10 protein-coding genes and 1 pseudogene are annotated in these 14,594 nt (G+C 59.0%); 7 read left to right on the top strand and 4 right to left on the bottom strand.

Annotated features, from left to right (window positions below; translation table 11 throughout):
* Window positions 1-335: 335 nt before the first annotated feature.
* Window positions 336-1,727, bottom strand: a complete 1,392-nt coding sequence (locus Q7W83_RS11565) for an aldehyde dehydrogenase family protein (RefSeq protein WP_473656078.1) — start codon at window positions 1,725-1,727, stop codon at window positions 336-338.
* Between the two features lie 100 nt (window positions 1,728-1,827).
* Here Q7W83_RS11565 and ptrR point away from each other — a divergent pair, with 100 nt between their 5' ends.
* On the top strand, window positions 1,828-2,709 hold the full coding sequence (ptrR, locus tag Q7W83_RS11560; protein ID WP_150639533.1) for a putrescine utilization regulator PtrR: 882 nt from the start codon (window positions 1,828-1,830) through the stop codon (window positions 2,707-2,709).
* On the opposite strand, the pseudogene Q7W83_RS11555 reads toward ptrR, so the two are convergent.
* The 3 genes and pseudogenes from Q7W83_RS11555 to Q7W83_RS11545 form a co-directional block, all read right to left on the bottom strand.
* Window positions 2,698-3,386 (bottom strand): annotated as a pseudogene (locus Q7W83_RS11555) (SDR family oxidoreductase). The gene ptrR and the pseudogene Q7W83_RS11555 overlap by 12 nt on opposite strands.
* Window positions 3,387-3,499: 113 nt before the next feature.
* On the bottom strand, window positions 3,500-5,287 hold the full coding sequence (locus Q7W83_RS11550) for an IlvD/Edd family dehydratase (protein WP_150639532.1): 1,788 nt from the start codon (window positions 5,285-5,287) through the stop codon (window positions 3,500-3,502).
* A gap of 47 nt (window positions 5,288-5,334) precedes the next feature.
* Window positions 5,335-6,516 (bottom strand): fumarylacetoacetate hydrolase family protein, encoded by a 1,182-nt coding sequence (locus Q7W83_RS11545; RefSeq protein WP_150639531.1) that lies wholly within the window; start codon window positions 6,514-6,516, stop codon window positions 5,335-5,337.
* Between the two features lie 114 nt (window positions 6,517-6,630).
* Between Q7W83_RS11545 and Q7W83_RS11540 the strand changes: the two genes are divergently transcribed.
* From Q7W83_RS11540 to Q7W83_RS11515, 6 genes are all read left to right on the top strand, one after another.
* Window positions 6,631-7,581, top strand: a complete 951-nt coding sequence (locus tag Q7W83_RS11540; protein WP_008024779.1) for a LysR family transcriptional regulator — start codon at window positions 6,631-6,633, stop codon at window positions 7,579-7,581.
* A gap of 128 nt (window positions 7,582-7,709) precedes the next feature.
* Window positions 7,710-9,290: an aldehyde dehydrogenase (NADP(+)) gene (locus tag Q7W83_RS11535; RefSeq protein WP_473656077.1), complete on the top strand. Its 1,581-nt coding sequence runs from the start codon at window positions 7,710-7,712 to the stop codon at window positions 9,288-9,290.
* Between the two features lie 90 nt (window positions 9,291-9,380).
* Window positions 9,381-10,763 (top strand): MFS transporter, encoded by a 1,383-nt coding sequence (locus Q7W83_RS11530; RefSeq protein ID WP_473656075.1) that lies wholly within the window; start codon window positions 9,381-9,383, stop codon window positions 10,761-10,763.
* Window positions 10,760-11,500 (top strand): SDR family oxidoreductase, encoded by a 741-nt coding sequence (locus Q7W83_RS11525; RefSeq protein ID WP_473656074.1) that lies wholly within the window; start codon window positions 10,760-10,762, stop codon window positions 11,498-11,500. The genes Q7W83_RS11530 and Q7W83_RS11525 overlap by 4 nt, the downstream gene beginning before the upstream one ends.
* Before the next feature lie 38 nt (window positions 11,501-11,538).
* The gene (locus Q7W83_RS11520; RefSeq protein WP_150632653.1) at window positions 11,539-12,387 is read left to right on the top strand and encodes an ureidoglycolate lyase; all 849 of its coding nucleotides are present in this window, start codon (window positions 11,539-11,541) and stop codon (window positions 12,385-12,387) included.
* Window positions 12,388-12,920: 533 nt separating this feature from the next.
* A complete protein-coding gene (locus Q7W83_RS11515; RefSeq protein ID WP_458377272.1) occupies window positions 12,921-14,420 on the top strand; it encodes a sensor domain-containing diguanylate cyclase in 1,500 nt (499 codons plus the stop codon).
* The last annotated feature ends 174 nt before the right edge of the window (window positions 14,421-14,594 follow it).

The following is a 14,594-nucleotide window of genomic DNA, read 5'->3' as shown; positions in this document are numbered from 1 at the left end:
TTAAATTCCGAAACCCCTATCTGCGTATGCAGGTAGGGGTTTTGTTTTGTCCGCAGGAAAGTGCGGAAAAAAAGGGCAACCTCATGAGCTGCCCTTGTCTGCACAGCAGACGGAGGCGGCCAAAGTGTTTACGCAGAGCTTCAATCTTACTCAGCATACTGGTGTCCATCGTGTGAAGGGCACATGTGAGGAGGGGGGGCGGCATCAGGCGTCAGCCTGGATAAGGCTCAGGTTTGCAGGAATGGCACTTATCAAAAAGATAGGCGAGCCTTTTTCAGACTCGCCTATCTTTGTTTCGGTGAAGAGGCTCGTCAGGCCTGATGACTTACCTGTTGTTAGTGACGATCCAGCCACACTGTCTGCGCGTTGCAGAATTCCCGCACCCCGAAGTGCGATAGCTCGCGACCAAAACCGCTCTTCTTCACGCCGCCAAAGGTGACACGCGGATCGGAGGCGCAGTAACCATTGATGAACACGCCACCGGTTTCCAGTTCGCCGGCCATTTTTTGGGCGCGTTCCACGTCGCCTGAATAGATCGTCGCGGCGAGGCCGAATTCACTGTCATTTGCCAGTTCCAGGGCGTGGGTAGCATCGCGTGCGGTGATGATCGACGCGACCGGGCCAAACAGTTCCTGTTTGAACGAGGTCATCTGGTCGGTGACATCCGCGAAAACCGTTGGCTCGTAGAAATTGCCGGGGCCTTCGGCCTTGTGGCCACCCAATAACAACGTCGCGCCTTCTTCCAGTGTGTCGCGCACCTGCTGATCCAGCTCATCACGCAGATCAAAGCGCGCCATCGGGCCGATGTACGTGGCGGCGGCCAGTGGATCACCGACCACCAATTTACGCGTGGCTTCAACGAATTTGCGCGTGAACTCCTCGACAACGCCTTGTTCGATAATCAGGCGTTTGGCCGCCGCGCAGACTTGCCCGGTGTTTTGATAACGACCAATCACGGCGGCTTTCACCGCATCGTCGAGGTCGGCATCGTTGAGCACGATAAACGGGTCAGAGCCGCCCAATTCCAATACGCATTTCTTCAACGCCGCACCGGCCTGCGCGCCGATGGCCATGCCGGCTCGCACACTGCCGGTGAGGGTGACCGCTGCAATGCGTGGGTCTTTGATGGCCGTAGAAACGCCTTCCGGCGTGACGTTGATGACTTCGAACACACCTTCAGGGAAGTCGGCTTGCTTGAAGGCTTCCAGCAAAAGATAAGCGCTGCCCATCACGTTCGGTGCGTGTTTTAGCACGTAGGTGTTGCCGGCGAGCAGTACCGGAACGGCGCCACGCAGTACCTGCCAGATCGGGAAATTCCACGGCATTACCGCGAGAATAGGGCCGATCGGGCGGTATTCGATGCGCGCCTTGCCGCCTTCAACCATGGTTGGCTCGGCTATCAACATCGCAGGGCCGTGTTCGGCGTACCACTCGCAGAGCTGCGCACACTTTTCGATTTCGCCACGTGCTTGAGTGATCGGCTTACCCATCTCCAGGGTGATCATGTTCGCCATCGTTTCTGCATTGTTGCGCAAAACCTGGGCCAGGATGATCAGCCGTTGCGAGCGTTGCGCAACCGGTGTGCCGCGCCAGACACGGAACCCGGCCGCGGCACGTGACAGTGCGGTTTGCAGCGCCGCTTCGGATTCAAAAGGGTAGCTACCGATCTGCTCGCCGTTGACGGGATTGATCGAAATGGCATGGGTGAGGCTGGAAATATTAGTCATGGCACCGTCCTGCGGGGTGGGAAGGCGTTCAGACTACGGTGGCTTTTAGTTTCTTAAAACTGAATAATGATGATCATATCGTTCATGTTTGGAGAATGACGTGGATCTGGTACAGCTAGAAATTTTCAAAGCGGTCGCCGAGCACGGCAGCATCAGCGTCGCCGCTCAGCATATCCATCGTGTGCCGTCGAACCTGACGACGCGGATCAAACAACTGGAACTGGACCTGGGCGTGGACCTGTTTATCCGCGAGAAAAGCCGCTTGCGGCTGTCGCCAGCCGGTTGGAGTTTTCTCGACTATGCCCGACGCATTCTCGATCTGGTCCAGGAGGCGCGCGCGACGGTCGCCGGGGAAGAGCCGCAGGGATCGTTTCCTCTGGGGTCGCTGGAGAGCACGGCGGCGGTGCGTATTCCTGAGTTGCTGGCCGCCTATAACCAGAAGCACGCCAAGGTCGAACTGGCCCTCTCCACCGGTCCTTCCGGGACCATGATCGACGGCGTGCTATCGGGCCGATTAGCCGCTGCGTTTGTCGACGGGCCGGTGCTGCACCCGGCACTGGAGGGCGTGCCGGCATTCGAGGAAGAGATGGTGCTCATCGCGCCGCTCAACCATTCCCCGATCCATCGCGCGCAGGATGTGAACGGCGAAAACATCTACGCCTTTCGCTCCAATTGCTCTTACCGCCATCACTTTGAAAGTTGGTTCGCCAAGGATGCTGCGGTACCCGGGAAGATTTTCGAAATGGAGTCCTATCACGGCATGCTGGCCTGTGTCAGCTCCGGTGCTGGTCTGGCGCTGATGCCGCGCAGCATGCTCGAAAGCATGCCGGGCTGCACCACCGTGAGTGTCTGGCCATTGTCGGAGTCTTTTCGCTATTTGCGAACCTGGCTGGTGTGGCGCCGGGGGACGGTGTCGCAAAGCCTGACCATGTTCGTGCGCTTGCTCGAAGAGCGATGCGCAGGGGCGGGCCTACTGACTTGAGCGAATCGCGCCGCCATCGATCAGCAGGTTCTGCCCGGTCAGGCAGCCTGCGTGACGGCTGCAAACGAACGCGCAAAGTGCACCGAACTCCTCGAGAGAGCCAAAGCGTTTCGCCGGGATTTCGCTACGACAATCGGCGAGGAACGCTTCACTGTCTTGCCCCATCTCCTCGGCAGCGGCGACCAGGTTGCCACGCAGCCGATCGGTGTCGAATGAGCCGGGTTGCAGGTTGTAGATCGCGACGTTGCGGCTGGCAATATTGTCCTGCCGTGCAAGCCCGGCGATGAACCCTGTCAGGCCACTTCGTGCACCGTTCGACAAACCCAGGCTTTCGATGGGCGATTTGACCGCGCTCGAGGTGATGTTGATGATTCGGCCGAAGCCGCGTTTGGCCATGCCGTCCACCGTGGCTTTGATCAGCTCGATAGGGGGGAGCATGTTGGCATCCAGTGCCTTTAACCATGGGCCGGAGTGGAAATATCTCCCGCAACGGCAATGACGGTCACTTGGGGATTGAGCGCTCTGAGCTGATTGGCGGTTTCATTGAGCATCTGTTCACCTCGGGCGGTGATCACGACGTTCACGCCTTCAATGACCAATGCCTGGGCGCAGGCCTTGCCCAGACCTTTACTGGCCGCGCATACCATGGCCCAACGCCCCGCAATGCCAAGGTCCATAAATGTCCTCCTGACGGGACCCAAAGAAAGTTGCGGGCCTTGCAGCCGTGATCTTCGATTTTCCAGCCTGCTATTCCGATGGATGTCGGAATAGCAGGGCAGCGTAAAAGCTGTCAGTGGGAATGACGCGGCTCGCCGCCACTTCGAGCAATGACCCGCATATGCAGGGTGGCCGGCTCCAGGCATCCGCCAGTCGATAACTGTCCGACCAATTGCCGGTACAGCTCTTGCCAAGGCGTTTGGGACGCAGGGATGTTTGGCGTCCACTCGGCGCGGCGGCGGGTCATTTCAGCTTCGTCGACCAGCAGGTTTACCGATCTCGCGTTGAGGTCCACGCGCAGGCGGTCGTTGGTTTTCAGCAGCGCCAAGCCTCCGCCGACAGCGGCTTCCGGTGACATGTTGAGGATCGAAGGGCTGGCCGAAGTGCCGCTCTGGCGACCGTCACCCAGGCAAGGCAGGGAATCGATGCCTTGCTTGATCAGTGCTGCCGGTGGAGCCATGTTCACCACTTCGGCGCTACCGGGGTAGCCCACGGTGCCGGCACCACGAATCACCAGGATGCAACGCTCGTCGATGTCCAGCGACGGGTCGTCGATTCGGGCGTGATAGTCCTCCGGTCCTTCGAACACAATTGCCCGTGCTTCAAAGCTGTTTTCTGCGCCAGGCTCGGATAGATAAGTCTTGCGAAACGCCTCGCCGACCACCGACATTTTCATGATTGCGCTATCGAAGAAGTTACCGCTGAGAACGATGAAACCGGCGCGATGTTTGAGAGGGGTTTCGAAGGGATAGATCACGTCAGCGTTGCTGGTCAAACGGCTACTGACGATTTCGCCGATCGTCTTGCCGCTGACCGTAGCGCAGTCTTCGTGCAGGCGCCCGGCTTTTTGCAGTTCATGCATGACCGATGGCACGCCGCCCGCGCGATGGAAACCCTCTCCCAGGTATTTGCCGGCCGGCATGCAATTGACCAGCAGTGGCACATCTTCGCCAATCCGTTGCCAGTCATCCAGACTCAACTCGACGCCCATGTGCCGGGCGATGGCGATCAGGTGCGGAGGGCAGTTGCTTGAGGCGCCGAGCGCCGACGCCACGGCGATGGCATTTTCGAAGGCTTCGCGGGTCATGATGTGTGACGGGCGTACGTCCTGTATCACCAGTTCGCAGATACGCTTGCCGGTGGCGTAGGCCATTTGACCACGCTCGCGGTAGGGCGCCGGAATGCTCGCACAACCCGGCAACGACATGCCCAGCGCTTCGGCGAGTGCGTTCATCGACAGTGCGGTGCCCATGGTGTTGCAGTGACCCACCGAGGGCGATGCCGCGGTGGTCATTTCCATGAAGCCTTCGTAATCGATTTCACCGGTCGCCATCAGATTGCGCGCGTGCCAGAGCACGGTGCCGGAGCCGATCAGTTCGCCCTTGTGGTGACCGTCGAGCATCGGCCCGCCGGACAGCACAATGGAAGGCAGGTCAGTGGTGGCGGCGGCCATCAGACAGGCCGGGGTGGTCTTGTCGCAACCGGTGGTGAGCACAACACCATCCAGCGGATAACCGTGGAGGATTTCCACCAGTCCCAGATAGGCCAGGTTCCGATCCAGTGCGGCAGTAGGCCGGCGTGACTGTTCGGCGATCGGATGGACGGGGAATTCCATTGGGATGCCACCGGCATCGCGAATACCGGCCTTGACCCGCTGTGCGAGTTCCAGGTGATGACGGTTGCAAGGTGTCAGGTCGCTGCCGGTCTGGGCGATACCGATGATTGGACGACCCGATTGCAGCTCTTCTCGGGTCATGCCGTAGTTCATGTAGCGTTCGACATACAGGGCAGTCATGTCCGCGTGGGCAGGGTCGTTGAACCATTGCTCGCTGCGCAGACGGCGTCTAGGGGTGTCACTCATGATTCAGGTCTCTCTTGTAATTGGATGAATCGACAATCTGTTCTGGCTCAGCGTGCGAGCAGTCCTCGGGACACCAGGTTACGCAGCAAGGCGCTCACGCCAAAGGTCCATGGCGTTGCCTCGCAGCTGTGGGTCACCTGATTGTGCAAGCTGCCCAGCAACGGGCTGCGGATACTGACCCGGTCCCCCAGTTTGTGGGTGAAACCACTGCCGACATGATCGCGATCTTCAGTGGGGGCGAACAGGGTACCGAGAAACAGCAGGAAACCATCGGGGTATTGGTGATTGGCGTTGAGGGTCTGCCCGGCGAGGTCCTGCGGGTCACGGCTGATCTGGCTCATGGAGCTCGATCCCTGCATCCGGTAGCCGTCCTCACCTTGTACTTCAAGATCGACCACGCAGGCACGGACATCGTCCAGGCTGAAGTGCTCGTCGAACAGGCGGATGAACGGCCCGATCGAGCAGGATGCGTTATTGTCCTTGGCCTTGCTCAGCAGCAGCGCGCTGCGGCCTTCAAAATCCCGCAGGTTGACGTCGTTGCCCAGGGTAGCCCCGTGAATCTGTCCGCGGCTGTTCACCGCCAGCACCACTTCCGGTTCCGGGTTATTCCACTGCGAATCGGGGTGAATGCCGATCCGGCTGCCGCTGCCGACAGAGGCCAAAACCGGCGCCTTGGTGAAGATTTCCGCGTCCGGACCGATACCCACTTCCAGGTATTGCGACCACATGCCCTGTTCGATCAACAAGGCTTTCAAACGCATGGCCTGCTCTGAGCCAGGAACGATCGAGCGCAGGTTGTCACCGATCACGCCGTGCACGGTGGCCCGCACGGCTTCGGCTTTGGCGGCGTCACCACCGGCCTGCTCTTCGATCACACGCTCGATCATGCTGGCGGCGAAGGTCACGCCGGCGGCCTTGATCACTTGCAAGTCCAGAGGGGCCAGCAGGTAAGGTCTGGACGGGTCGGCGTCAGGTCCGGTGTTGGCGAGCAGGGCCTCGATACTGGTAATGAAGGTGCCCGGCGTCTCGCGCACTGCCGACACAGGAGCGTCCAATTCCAGCAAGTCACTCAGGGTCGCGAAGCGCTCCGACAGATCGAACACGCCGTCGGCGCGCAGAACGATCGGCGAAGGCCCGGCGATCTGGCCCGGTACCCAGGCGCGACCGATCAAGGTACCGGCGACGCCATCGACGGGCAGGGTGTTTTCGGGAGTAAGCAATAGCGACATGGGGCATCTTCCTGGTTCGTAAAGACTTCACGCTAGGGCGGACACTCGATAAACTCCAATGAGATAAATTCAGTATTCGATAACTTGTGGTTATTACTTGTACGAGGCGTGTTCATGTCGGATCTGTCCTTCTCCAGTTTCTGCGGCTGGCTCAAATTCAGGCATTTGCTGCTGATCGACACGTTGGGGCGCACCCGCAACATGCACTTGGCGGCGCAACAGATGAACCTCAGCCAGCCGGCCATCAGCAAGATGCTCAAAGAGATCGAAAGCCTGCTCGGTTTCGCCTTGTTCGAGCGCCAACCACGGGCCATGCCGCCCACGGCATTAGGCGAGCACGTGCTGCGGTATGCGCAAATTGCCTTGAACGATGCCCGCTCGTTCGTCGAGCAAATCAGCAGCCTGCGCGAGGGAGGGCACGGTCACCTCAAGGTCGGCGGAATATTTGCCGCTACGGCGGTGGCCCTGCCCGAGGCGATCTTGCAGATCAAACAGCGCTGGCCATTGCTGTCGATCGAGGTAGTGGAGCAAACCAGTAACCATCTGATGGAAATGCTTGAAGAGAAAAAGCTGGACCTGGCCATCGCCCGTTTCACCGATCAAAGCCAGCAACAACGGTATGACTTTCAACCGCTGGCTCCCGAACCGTTCTGCATTGTGGTCAACGACCGGCATCCGCTGGCAGGTGTCGGACCCATCTCGTTGGAGCAATTGGTGGACTTGCCATGGATTCTTTACCCGGTGGGCACGCCGATTCGCGGGCGCATGGAACTCGCGTTCGCCGAAGCCGGCGTGGGAATGCCCCGCAACACCGTCGACACCATTTCGATGCAGACCTTTCTCCAGGTGCTGCAGCGTGGGCCGATGATCGGGATGCTGCCCAATGCCATGGTCAACCCTCTGCTCGAAAGCGGTCAGCTCAAGACGCTGGATACGCCTTTGCATTTGGTCCCGCAGGATTACGGCATCCTCACCCGCAAGGGCGAGCAACTGGTGGGGGCCGCTCTGGAGTTTGCCGAAATACTCAAGGACAACGCCCGCTTGAACAACGATTCAGCGAGTTAATTACGATGAGGTTTATCGGGTATTACGATAACGGATCGTTATCGGTTAATCCAAAAATGCCATTGGGAAAGAATCGATTCGCGACAGTACAGTAGCGACCTGCTTTCAATCAGGGTCAGGAGACTGTCATGCCCGAACTGTCCGGACACAATTTCATCGCAGGAGGCCGCAGCGCCGCCGGATCGGTGGTGTTGCACAGCGTTGATGCGACGACCGGGCAACCTTTGCCCAGCGCCTTCATTCAGGCCACGGTCGAGGAAGTGGACGCCGCGGTAACGGCCGCCGCCCAGGCCTATCCGGTTTATCGCCATCTGCCGGCCGCCCGTCGCGCCGAGTTCCTTGAGGCCATTGCCACAGAGCTGGATGCACTGGGCGATGACTTCGTTGCCCTGGTCTGCCAGGAAACCGCTTTGCCTGCGGCACGCATCCAGGGCGAACGAGCTCGCACCAGCGGCCAGATGCGCCTGTTCGCCCAGACCCTGCGTCGCGGCGACTTCTACGGTGCACGCATCGATCTGCCAATTCCGGCACGCCAACCCTTGCCGCGCGTCGATCTGCGTCAATGTCGCCTGGGTGTCGGCCCGGTCGCGGTGTTCGGCGCCAGTAACTTTCCGTTGGCATTTTCTACCGCTGGAGGTGACACCGCGGCTGCGCTCGCTGCCGGTTGTCCGGTAGTGTTCAAAGCCCACAGCGGACACATGGCGACCGCCGAACGAGTGGCCGAAGCCATCGTTCGCGCTGCCGAGCATACCGGCATGCCCGAGGGCGTGTTCAACATGATTTTCGGTGCGGGTGTGGGAGAAACGCTGGTCAAGCATCCGCTGATTCAGGCGGTCGGTTTCACCGGTTCGCTCAAGGGCGGCAGGGCGCTGTGCGACATGGCCGCCGCCCGCCCGCAACCGATCCCGGTATTTGCCGAGATGAGCAGCATCAACCCGGTGCTGGTCCTGCCCGAGGCACTGCAAGTGCGCGGCGAGCGCATCGCTACTGAACTGGCGGCGTCGGTGGTCATGGGCGCGGGGCAGTTCTGCACCAATCCCGGTCTGGTCATTGGCATTCGTTCGCCGGCCTTCAGTCACTTTGTGCAGACGCTCAGCGCCTTGATGGCTGATCAGCCCGCGCAAACCATGCTCAATGCGGGAGGCCTGCGCAGTTACGTTCACGGTTGCGAAACGTTGCTGGCGCATCCGCAGATCATTCATCTGGCAGGTCCGGCACAGCAGGGCAACAAAGCGCAGGCGCAATTGTTCCAGGCCGATGCCAGCCTGCTGCTGACGGGCAATGAATTACTGCAGGAAGAAATCTTCGGCCCGGCCACCGTGGTGGTTGAGGTGGCTGATCGGGCCGAGCTGTTGGCGGCCTTGCACGGTTTACGCGGCCAACTGACCGCGACCTTGATGGGTGAGACGGCAGAGTTGGAACAGTCCGCCGACCTGGTGGCGCTGCTTGAGCAAAAAGTCGGTCGCGTACTGGTCAATGGTTATCCCACCGGTGTGGAAGTCTGCGATGCCATGGTCCACGGCGGTCCTTGGCCGGCGACATCCGATGCCCGTGGCACCTCGGTGGGTACATTGGCTATCGATCGCTTCCTGCGCCCGGTGTGCTACCAGAATTTTCCGGATGCCTTGCTTCCTGATGCGCTGAAGAACGGCAATCCACTGGGACTGATGCGCCTGGTCAACGGAGAAAAAACCACCGAGGCACTCTAGTCATCGCTTCATTGCCGAGTGAACGGTTCATTCGGCCTGACCCATTCGATAAAAACAATCAGGCATGTCCACATGCCCAGGGGTTACCTCATGCAAACGATATCCGAGCAATTGCCTGCGCAGGCGCACGCCAGCGCACTCGAATTTGAAGACCGGACCTACCGCAAGGTGATCTGGCGAATTCTTCCTGTCCTGCTCCTGTGTTACATGGCCGCTTACCTGGACCGGGTCAATATCGGCTTTGCCAAACTCGACATGCTCAACGAGTTGCAGTTCAGCAATACCGTCTATGCCTTGGGCGCCAGTATGTTCTTCTGGGGCTACTTCCTTTTTGAGGTGCCCAGCAACTTGTTGCTGCATCGCTACGGCGCGCGCTTCTGGATCGCCCGGATCATGTTGACCTGGGCCGTGATCTCCATGGCCGTGGCGTTCACCGTACCGCTGGCGGGTTTCTTCCACATAGAATCGAGCACGATGTTCTACGTGCTGCGCTTCTTGTTGGGCATCTGCGAAGCCGGCTTTTTCCCGGGTGTGATTCTGTACCTCAACTACTGGTTTCCGACCCATCGGCAAAGCCGGGTGATGTCCGGGTTCCTGATGGCTTTGCCGGTCAGCCTGACCCTGGGCGGGATACTCTCCGGCTGGCTGATGAGCAGCATGCAAGGCGTGCAGGGTATGTCCGGATGGCAGTGGATGCTGATCATCGAAGGCATTCCATCGGTGATCATGGCGTTCGTCGTCATCGTCTGCCTGGCCAACAACATCGACTCCGCCAAATGGCTGTCCGCTGCGGAGAAAGCCTTGCTCAAGGCCAATCTGCAAACCGATAACCAAGGCAAGGCTTCCCGCCTGAGCGAGGTGTTTTTCAATCCTCGGGTGTGGTTGCTGGTCTTTATTCTGCTGACCTTCAACACCGGCTTCTACGGCCTGGCGTTCTGGATGCCCTCGATCATCAAGAGCACGGGCATCACCAACAGTTTGCACATTGGCCTCCTGACTGCCATTCCCTATTCGATAGCCACGGTTGCGATGCTGCTCAATGCACGGCACTCCAACCGGACCGGTGAGCGTCGTATGCACGCGGCGGTCCCGGCCTTCATCGGTGGTTTGGGGTTGATCCTGAGCGCGTATTTCGCCGACAACCTGGTGTTGTCCGTGTTGTTCCTCAGCGTATCTGCCTCGGGGATCCTCAGTCTGATGCCGATTTTCTGGACCTTGCCGGGGACCGTGCTTTCCGGCGTGGCCGCTGCAGCGGGTATCGGCATGATCAACGCCTTCGGCAACCTGTCCGGTTTCACCGGCTCGATGATCACCGCCGTCGCTGAAAACCTGACCGGCAATATCAACAACGGCACCTACGTACTGGCGGTCTGCTTGTTCGTCAGCGGTGGGCTGATCCTCGCCATTCCCGCGTCGATGCTCGGCAGAACCCCTAAAACCGCAACCCTCAGCGCGAAGCTGGAGGCTGCATGAACCTGCAGGACAAACGGGTACTGATCACGGCGGCGGGGCAGGGTATCGGCATGGCCAGCGCCATTGCCTTTGCCCGGGCCGGTGCCGAAGTGTTTGCCACGGACCTCGATATCAGCAGGCTGGAAGGGCTTGAAGGCATAACGGCGATTATCCTGGACGTGACCTCGACCACCGCCATCAGCGAAATCAGTGAACACATCGGCGCTCTGGACGTGTTGTTCAACTGCGCCGGCTACGTGCACAGTGGCAACATTCTCGAGTGCGATGAAGCGGACTGGGCGCGGTCGATGGACATCAACGTCACCGCCATGTACCGCATGATCCGCGCGTTCCTGCCGGGCATGCTGGAACGCGGAGGTGGATCAGTCATCAACATGTCATCGGTGGTTTCCAGCGTCAAAGGCGTGCCCAACCGTTTTGCCTATGCGGCCAGCAAAGCGGCGGTGGTAGGCCTGACCAAGGCGGTTGCCGCCGACTTCGTCGGTCAGGGTATTCGCTGCAACGCCATTTGCCCCGGTACCGTGGAATCGCCGTCGCTGCGTCAGCGCATTGCCGCCCAGGCTGCGCAACAAGGCGTCGACGAGGCACGGGTCTACCAGCAATTCCTTGATCGCCAACCCATGGGTCGCATCGGCAGTGCCGAAGAGATTGCCCAGTTGGCTGTGTACCTGGGCAGCGATGCGTCCGCCTACACCACAGGCGGCGTGCATGTCATCGATGGCGGCATGAGCATCTGAAACCCGCTTCGCACTTTCGGTTTGAGCAGGAGAACTACATGAAACTGTTGCGTTATGGCGAAAAAGGTTCGGAAAAACCGGGCCTGCTGGATGCCGATAATCAGCTCCGCGACCTCTCGGCTCATGTGGCGGATATTGCCGGACAGGCGCTGAGCCCGGAAAGCCTGGCAACGCTTGCCGCAATCGATCCGTCCAGCCTGCCCATCGTTGCCGGAAAGCCACGGATAGGCGCCTGCGTCGGCCAGGTCGGTAAATTTGTCTGCATTGGTCTGAACTATGCCGATCATGCGGCTGAATCGAACATGGAAGTTCCGAAAGAACCGATCATCTTCAACAAATGGACCAGTGCCATCTGCGGCCCGAACGATCCCATCGAGATCCCGCGCGGTTCAAAGAAGACCGATTGGGAAGTCGAGCTCGGCGTGGTCATCGGCAAAGGCGGGCGCAATATCGATGAAGCCAGCGCCATGGAACACGTCGCCGGTTATTGCGTGATCAACGATGTCTCCGAGCGCGAATGGCAACTGGAGCGTGGCGGTTCCTGGGACAAAGGCAAAGGCTTCGATACTTTTGGTCCGCTTGGCCCGTGGCTGGTAACCCGCGATGAAATCACCGATCCGCATTCGCTGGACCTGTGGCTCGATGTTGACGGACACCGCTACCAGCAAGGGAATACGCGGACGCTGATCTTTAACGTGCCGCAACTGATTGCTTACCTGAGTCGTTGCATGAGCCTGCAACCTGGCGATGTCATTTCAACCGGGACACCCCCTGGCGTGGGGTTGGGTATCAAGCCCCATCCGGTCTTCCTGCGCCCGGGCCAGACCATTCGCCTGGGAATCGCGGGCCTGGGTGAACAGCATCAGGTCACGGTGCAGGCAGACTGATCTGGTTATCATTGGCGTGCTACGGCCTGTGACTGGCTTGTATTTCTTGCCAGCGAGAGCCGCGTTCTGTCATTACCCATAGGGCTGACCTGATGGGCCGGATAGGAGTCTCGTTCCTCGCTCCAGATAACAAAAACGCCACTTTCTGAGTGGCGTTTTTGTTTGTGCATGATGGGTCGCATCGGTATGGCTACCATGGTCACCAGCAGTCACCGATAGATAACAGGCTCTTTGTCAGCTGATGAGGGATCTGGCGCAGAGCAAGTCAATCACATCCTGAAAGCATGGCGATGGTTTGGACTGGCATTCTTGTCGTTGTTTCGCCAAGTGCGATGCTTCTTTCTTAAAGTCTCTGACTCGCATCGTCTGAATCAGGCAAAGCAAAAATGTACTTTTTTCTGCCAAATAATCTGTTGCTGCAGCGATCCGCCCCTGCTTGTATCCTTGTTCAAGACGATGACGAGCGGCAACAGGGATTGAGTTGGCCCATTAGTCGCTGGAACGGAAAACCGGACTTTCCATAAGGTAGTAACGTGAAGCGTGATACCCGCCTTGTTGTGCTTTTGTTGTTGGTTATCAGTTGTTCCCTGGCGTCTCTGACGGTGTGGAAAGTGTTGGCTTCTCGAGATCGGGCACTGGAGGAGGTAGACGTTCACGGCTTGAACCTTACCCAGGCGCTTGCAACTTACTCTGAGGGTATCGTCCGCCAGAGTTCACTGCTTTTGCTCGGGCTCGTCGAACGCCTGGAAATCGAAGGGAGTGGCCCCGCACAGATTCAACGCCTGAGTGCGCTGATCAACCGCCAGGAACCGCTGATGCCACAGCTCAGTGGCATCGCTATCTACGATAATCAGGGTCGTTGGTTGATGTCTTCCAATCGGCCAATTCCAGCCGGGGCGAACAGCAGCGATCGTACCTATTTCATTCATCATCGTGACGATCCATCCCGTGAGACGTTTATTGGCCCGCCCATCCAGAGCCGCTCCAATCAGGAGTGGGTGATTACTGTCAGCCGACGTTTCAATGATGCTCGCGGCGAGTTTGCCGGCGTGGTGGCGGTCACCTTGGGTGTCGAAAACTTCCTGCGGCTGTTCGGGACGATCGACGTAGGACAGGAGGGTGCAATCGGCTTGTCCTATACCGATGGTACGTTGCTGGTTCGCTATCCGTTCCGCGAGCAGGACATGGGGCGCAACTTTTCCAAATCGCCGATCTATGCAAAGTATCTTGTCGATCGATCAGTTGGCACCGCGTCGTTTACCTCCAGTCTGGATGGTGTGGAGCGGCTCTACGCCTTCCGCAAGAGTGATCGGCTGCCCCTGATAACCACCGTCGCACTCGGTAAGCGCGAGGCCCTGGCGGCGTGGCGAATGGAGGCGCTGCTGTCGGCTGTGGTGGTGATGGGGTTGCTGGGGCTTACCGGCCTCATCGGCTGGTTCCTGATCCTGGATATCCGTCGGCGTACCAGGGCAGAAGATCAGTTGCGGGAAACCCAGCAGCAGTTGCTCACATCGAATCGGCAGCTTGAGCTGCTTGCGATGAAGGACGCTCTGACCGGTTTGGCAAATCGGCGCTGCTTTGATGAGAGTCTGGCCATGGAAGCACGGCGCGCACAACGTAACGGCACGACGTTGGCATTGCTGATGATTGATATCGACTACTTCAAGCGGTTCAACGACTCACTCGGACATGTAGCCGGAGATGCTTGCCTGCAGACAGTTGGCAGGATCCTGGAGGATTGTGTGCGGCGACCGTCGGACCTGTTGGCACGCTATGGGGGAGAAGAGTTGGGTGTAATCATGCCTGACACCGACAGTGACGGTGCCGCGGTGGTCGCGCAACTTATTCTCGACCGTTTGAAGCAAGAGAACATCCCGCACACATCCAGCCCGTTCGGACGGGTCAGTGTCAGCATCGGGATTGCTACGGCCAGGGGAACGGAACTGGGGAATTTGCAAAGATTGATCGAGGTGGCAGATCAAGCGCTGTATAACGCCAAGGCGTTGGGGCGTAACCAGTTTGTGAGAGGGTGAACGCGCTGAAGAGGGGCTTCACCGCCTCATCCTGCGGCATTCTAAAACAATCGATTATTCAACAGCGTCGGCCGGATTTTACCTGCCGCGAAGGGCTGTATCCGACCCGAAACGGACCACTTTAAGCTCCGTTGTTGATTAAGGATCGAGCCTGCTAGCATTGAGTGCAAGTGA

Source organism: Pseudomonas sp. 300 (assembly GCF_055803035.1).
Note: the sequence above shows the minus strand (reverse complement) of the source record. Positions and strands in the feature narration are given on the sequence as shown.

Bases quoted from the DNA above. Each gene is read 5' to 3' on its own strand.
- Q7W83_RS11565 (WP_473656078.1), bottom strand. From the start codon at position 1,727: ATGACTAATATTTCCAGCCTCACCCATGCCATTTCGATCAATCCCGTC.
- Q7W83_RS11550 (WP_150639532.1), bottom strand. From the start codon at position 5,287: ATGAGTGACACCCCTAGACGCCGTCTGCGCAGCGAGCAATGGTTCAAC.
- Q7W83_RS11545 (WP_150639531.1), bottom strand. From the start codon at position 6,516: ATGTCGCTATTGCTTACTCCCGAAAACACCCTGCCCGTCGATGGCGTC.
- Q7W83_RS11540 (WP_008024779.1), top strand. From the start codon at position 6,631: ATGTCGGATCTGTCCTTCTCCAGTTTCTGCGGCTGGCTCAAATTCAGG.
- Q7W83_RS11535 (WP_473656077.1), top strand. From the start codon at position 7,710: ATGCCCGAACTGTCCGGACACAATTTCATCGCAGGAGGCCGCAGCGCC.
- Q7W83_RS11530 (WP_473656075.1), top strand. From the start codon at position 9,381: ATGCAAACGATATCCGAGCAATTGCCTGCGCAGGCGCACGCCAGCGCA.
- Q7W83_RS11525 (WP_473656074.1), top strand. From the start codon at position 10,760: ATGAACCTGCAGGACAAACGGGTACTGATCACGGCGGCGGGGCAGGGT.
- Q7W83_RS11520 (WP_150632653.1), top strand. From the start codon at position 11,539: ATGAAACTGTTGCGTTATGGCGAAAAAGGTTCGGAAAAACCGGGCCTG.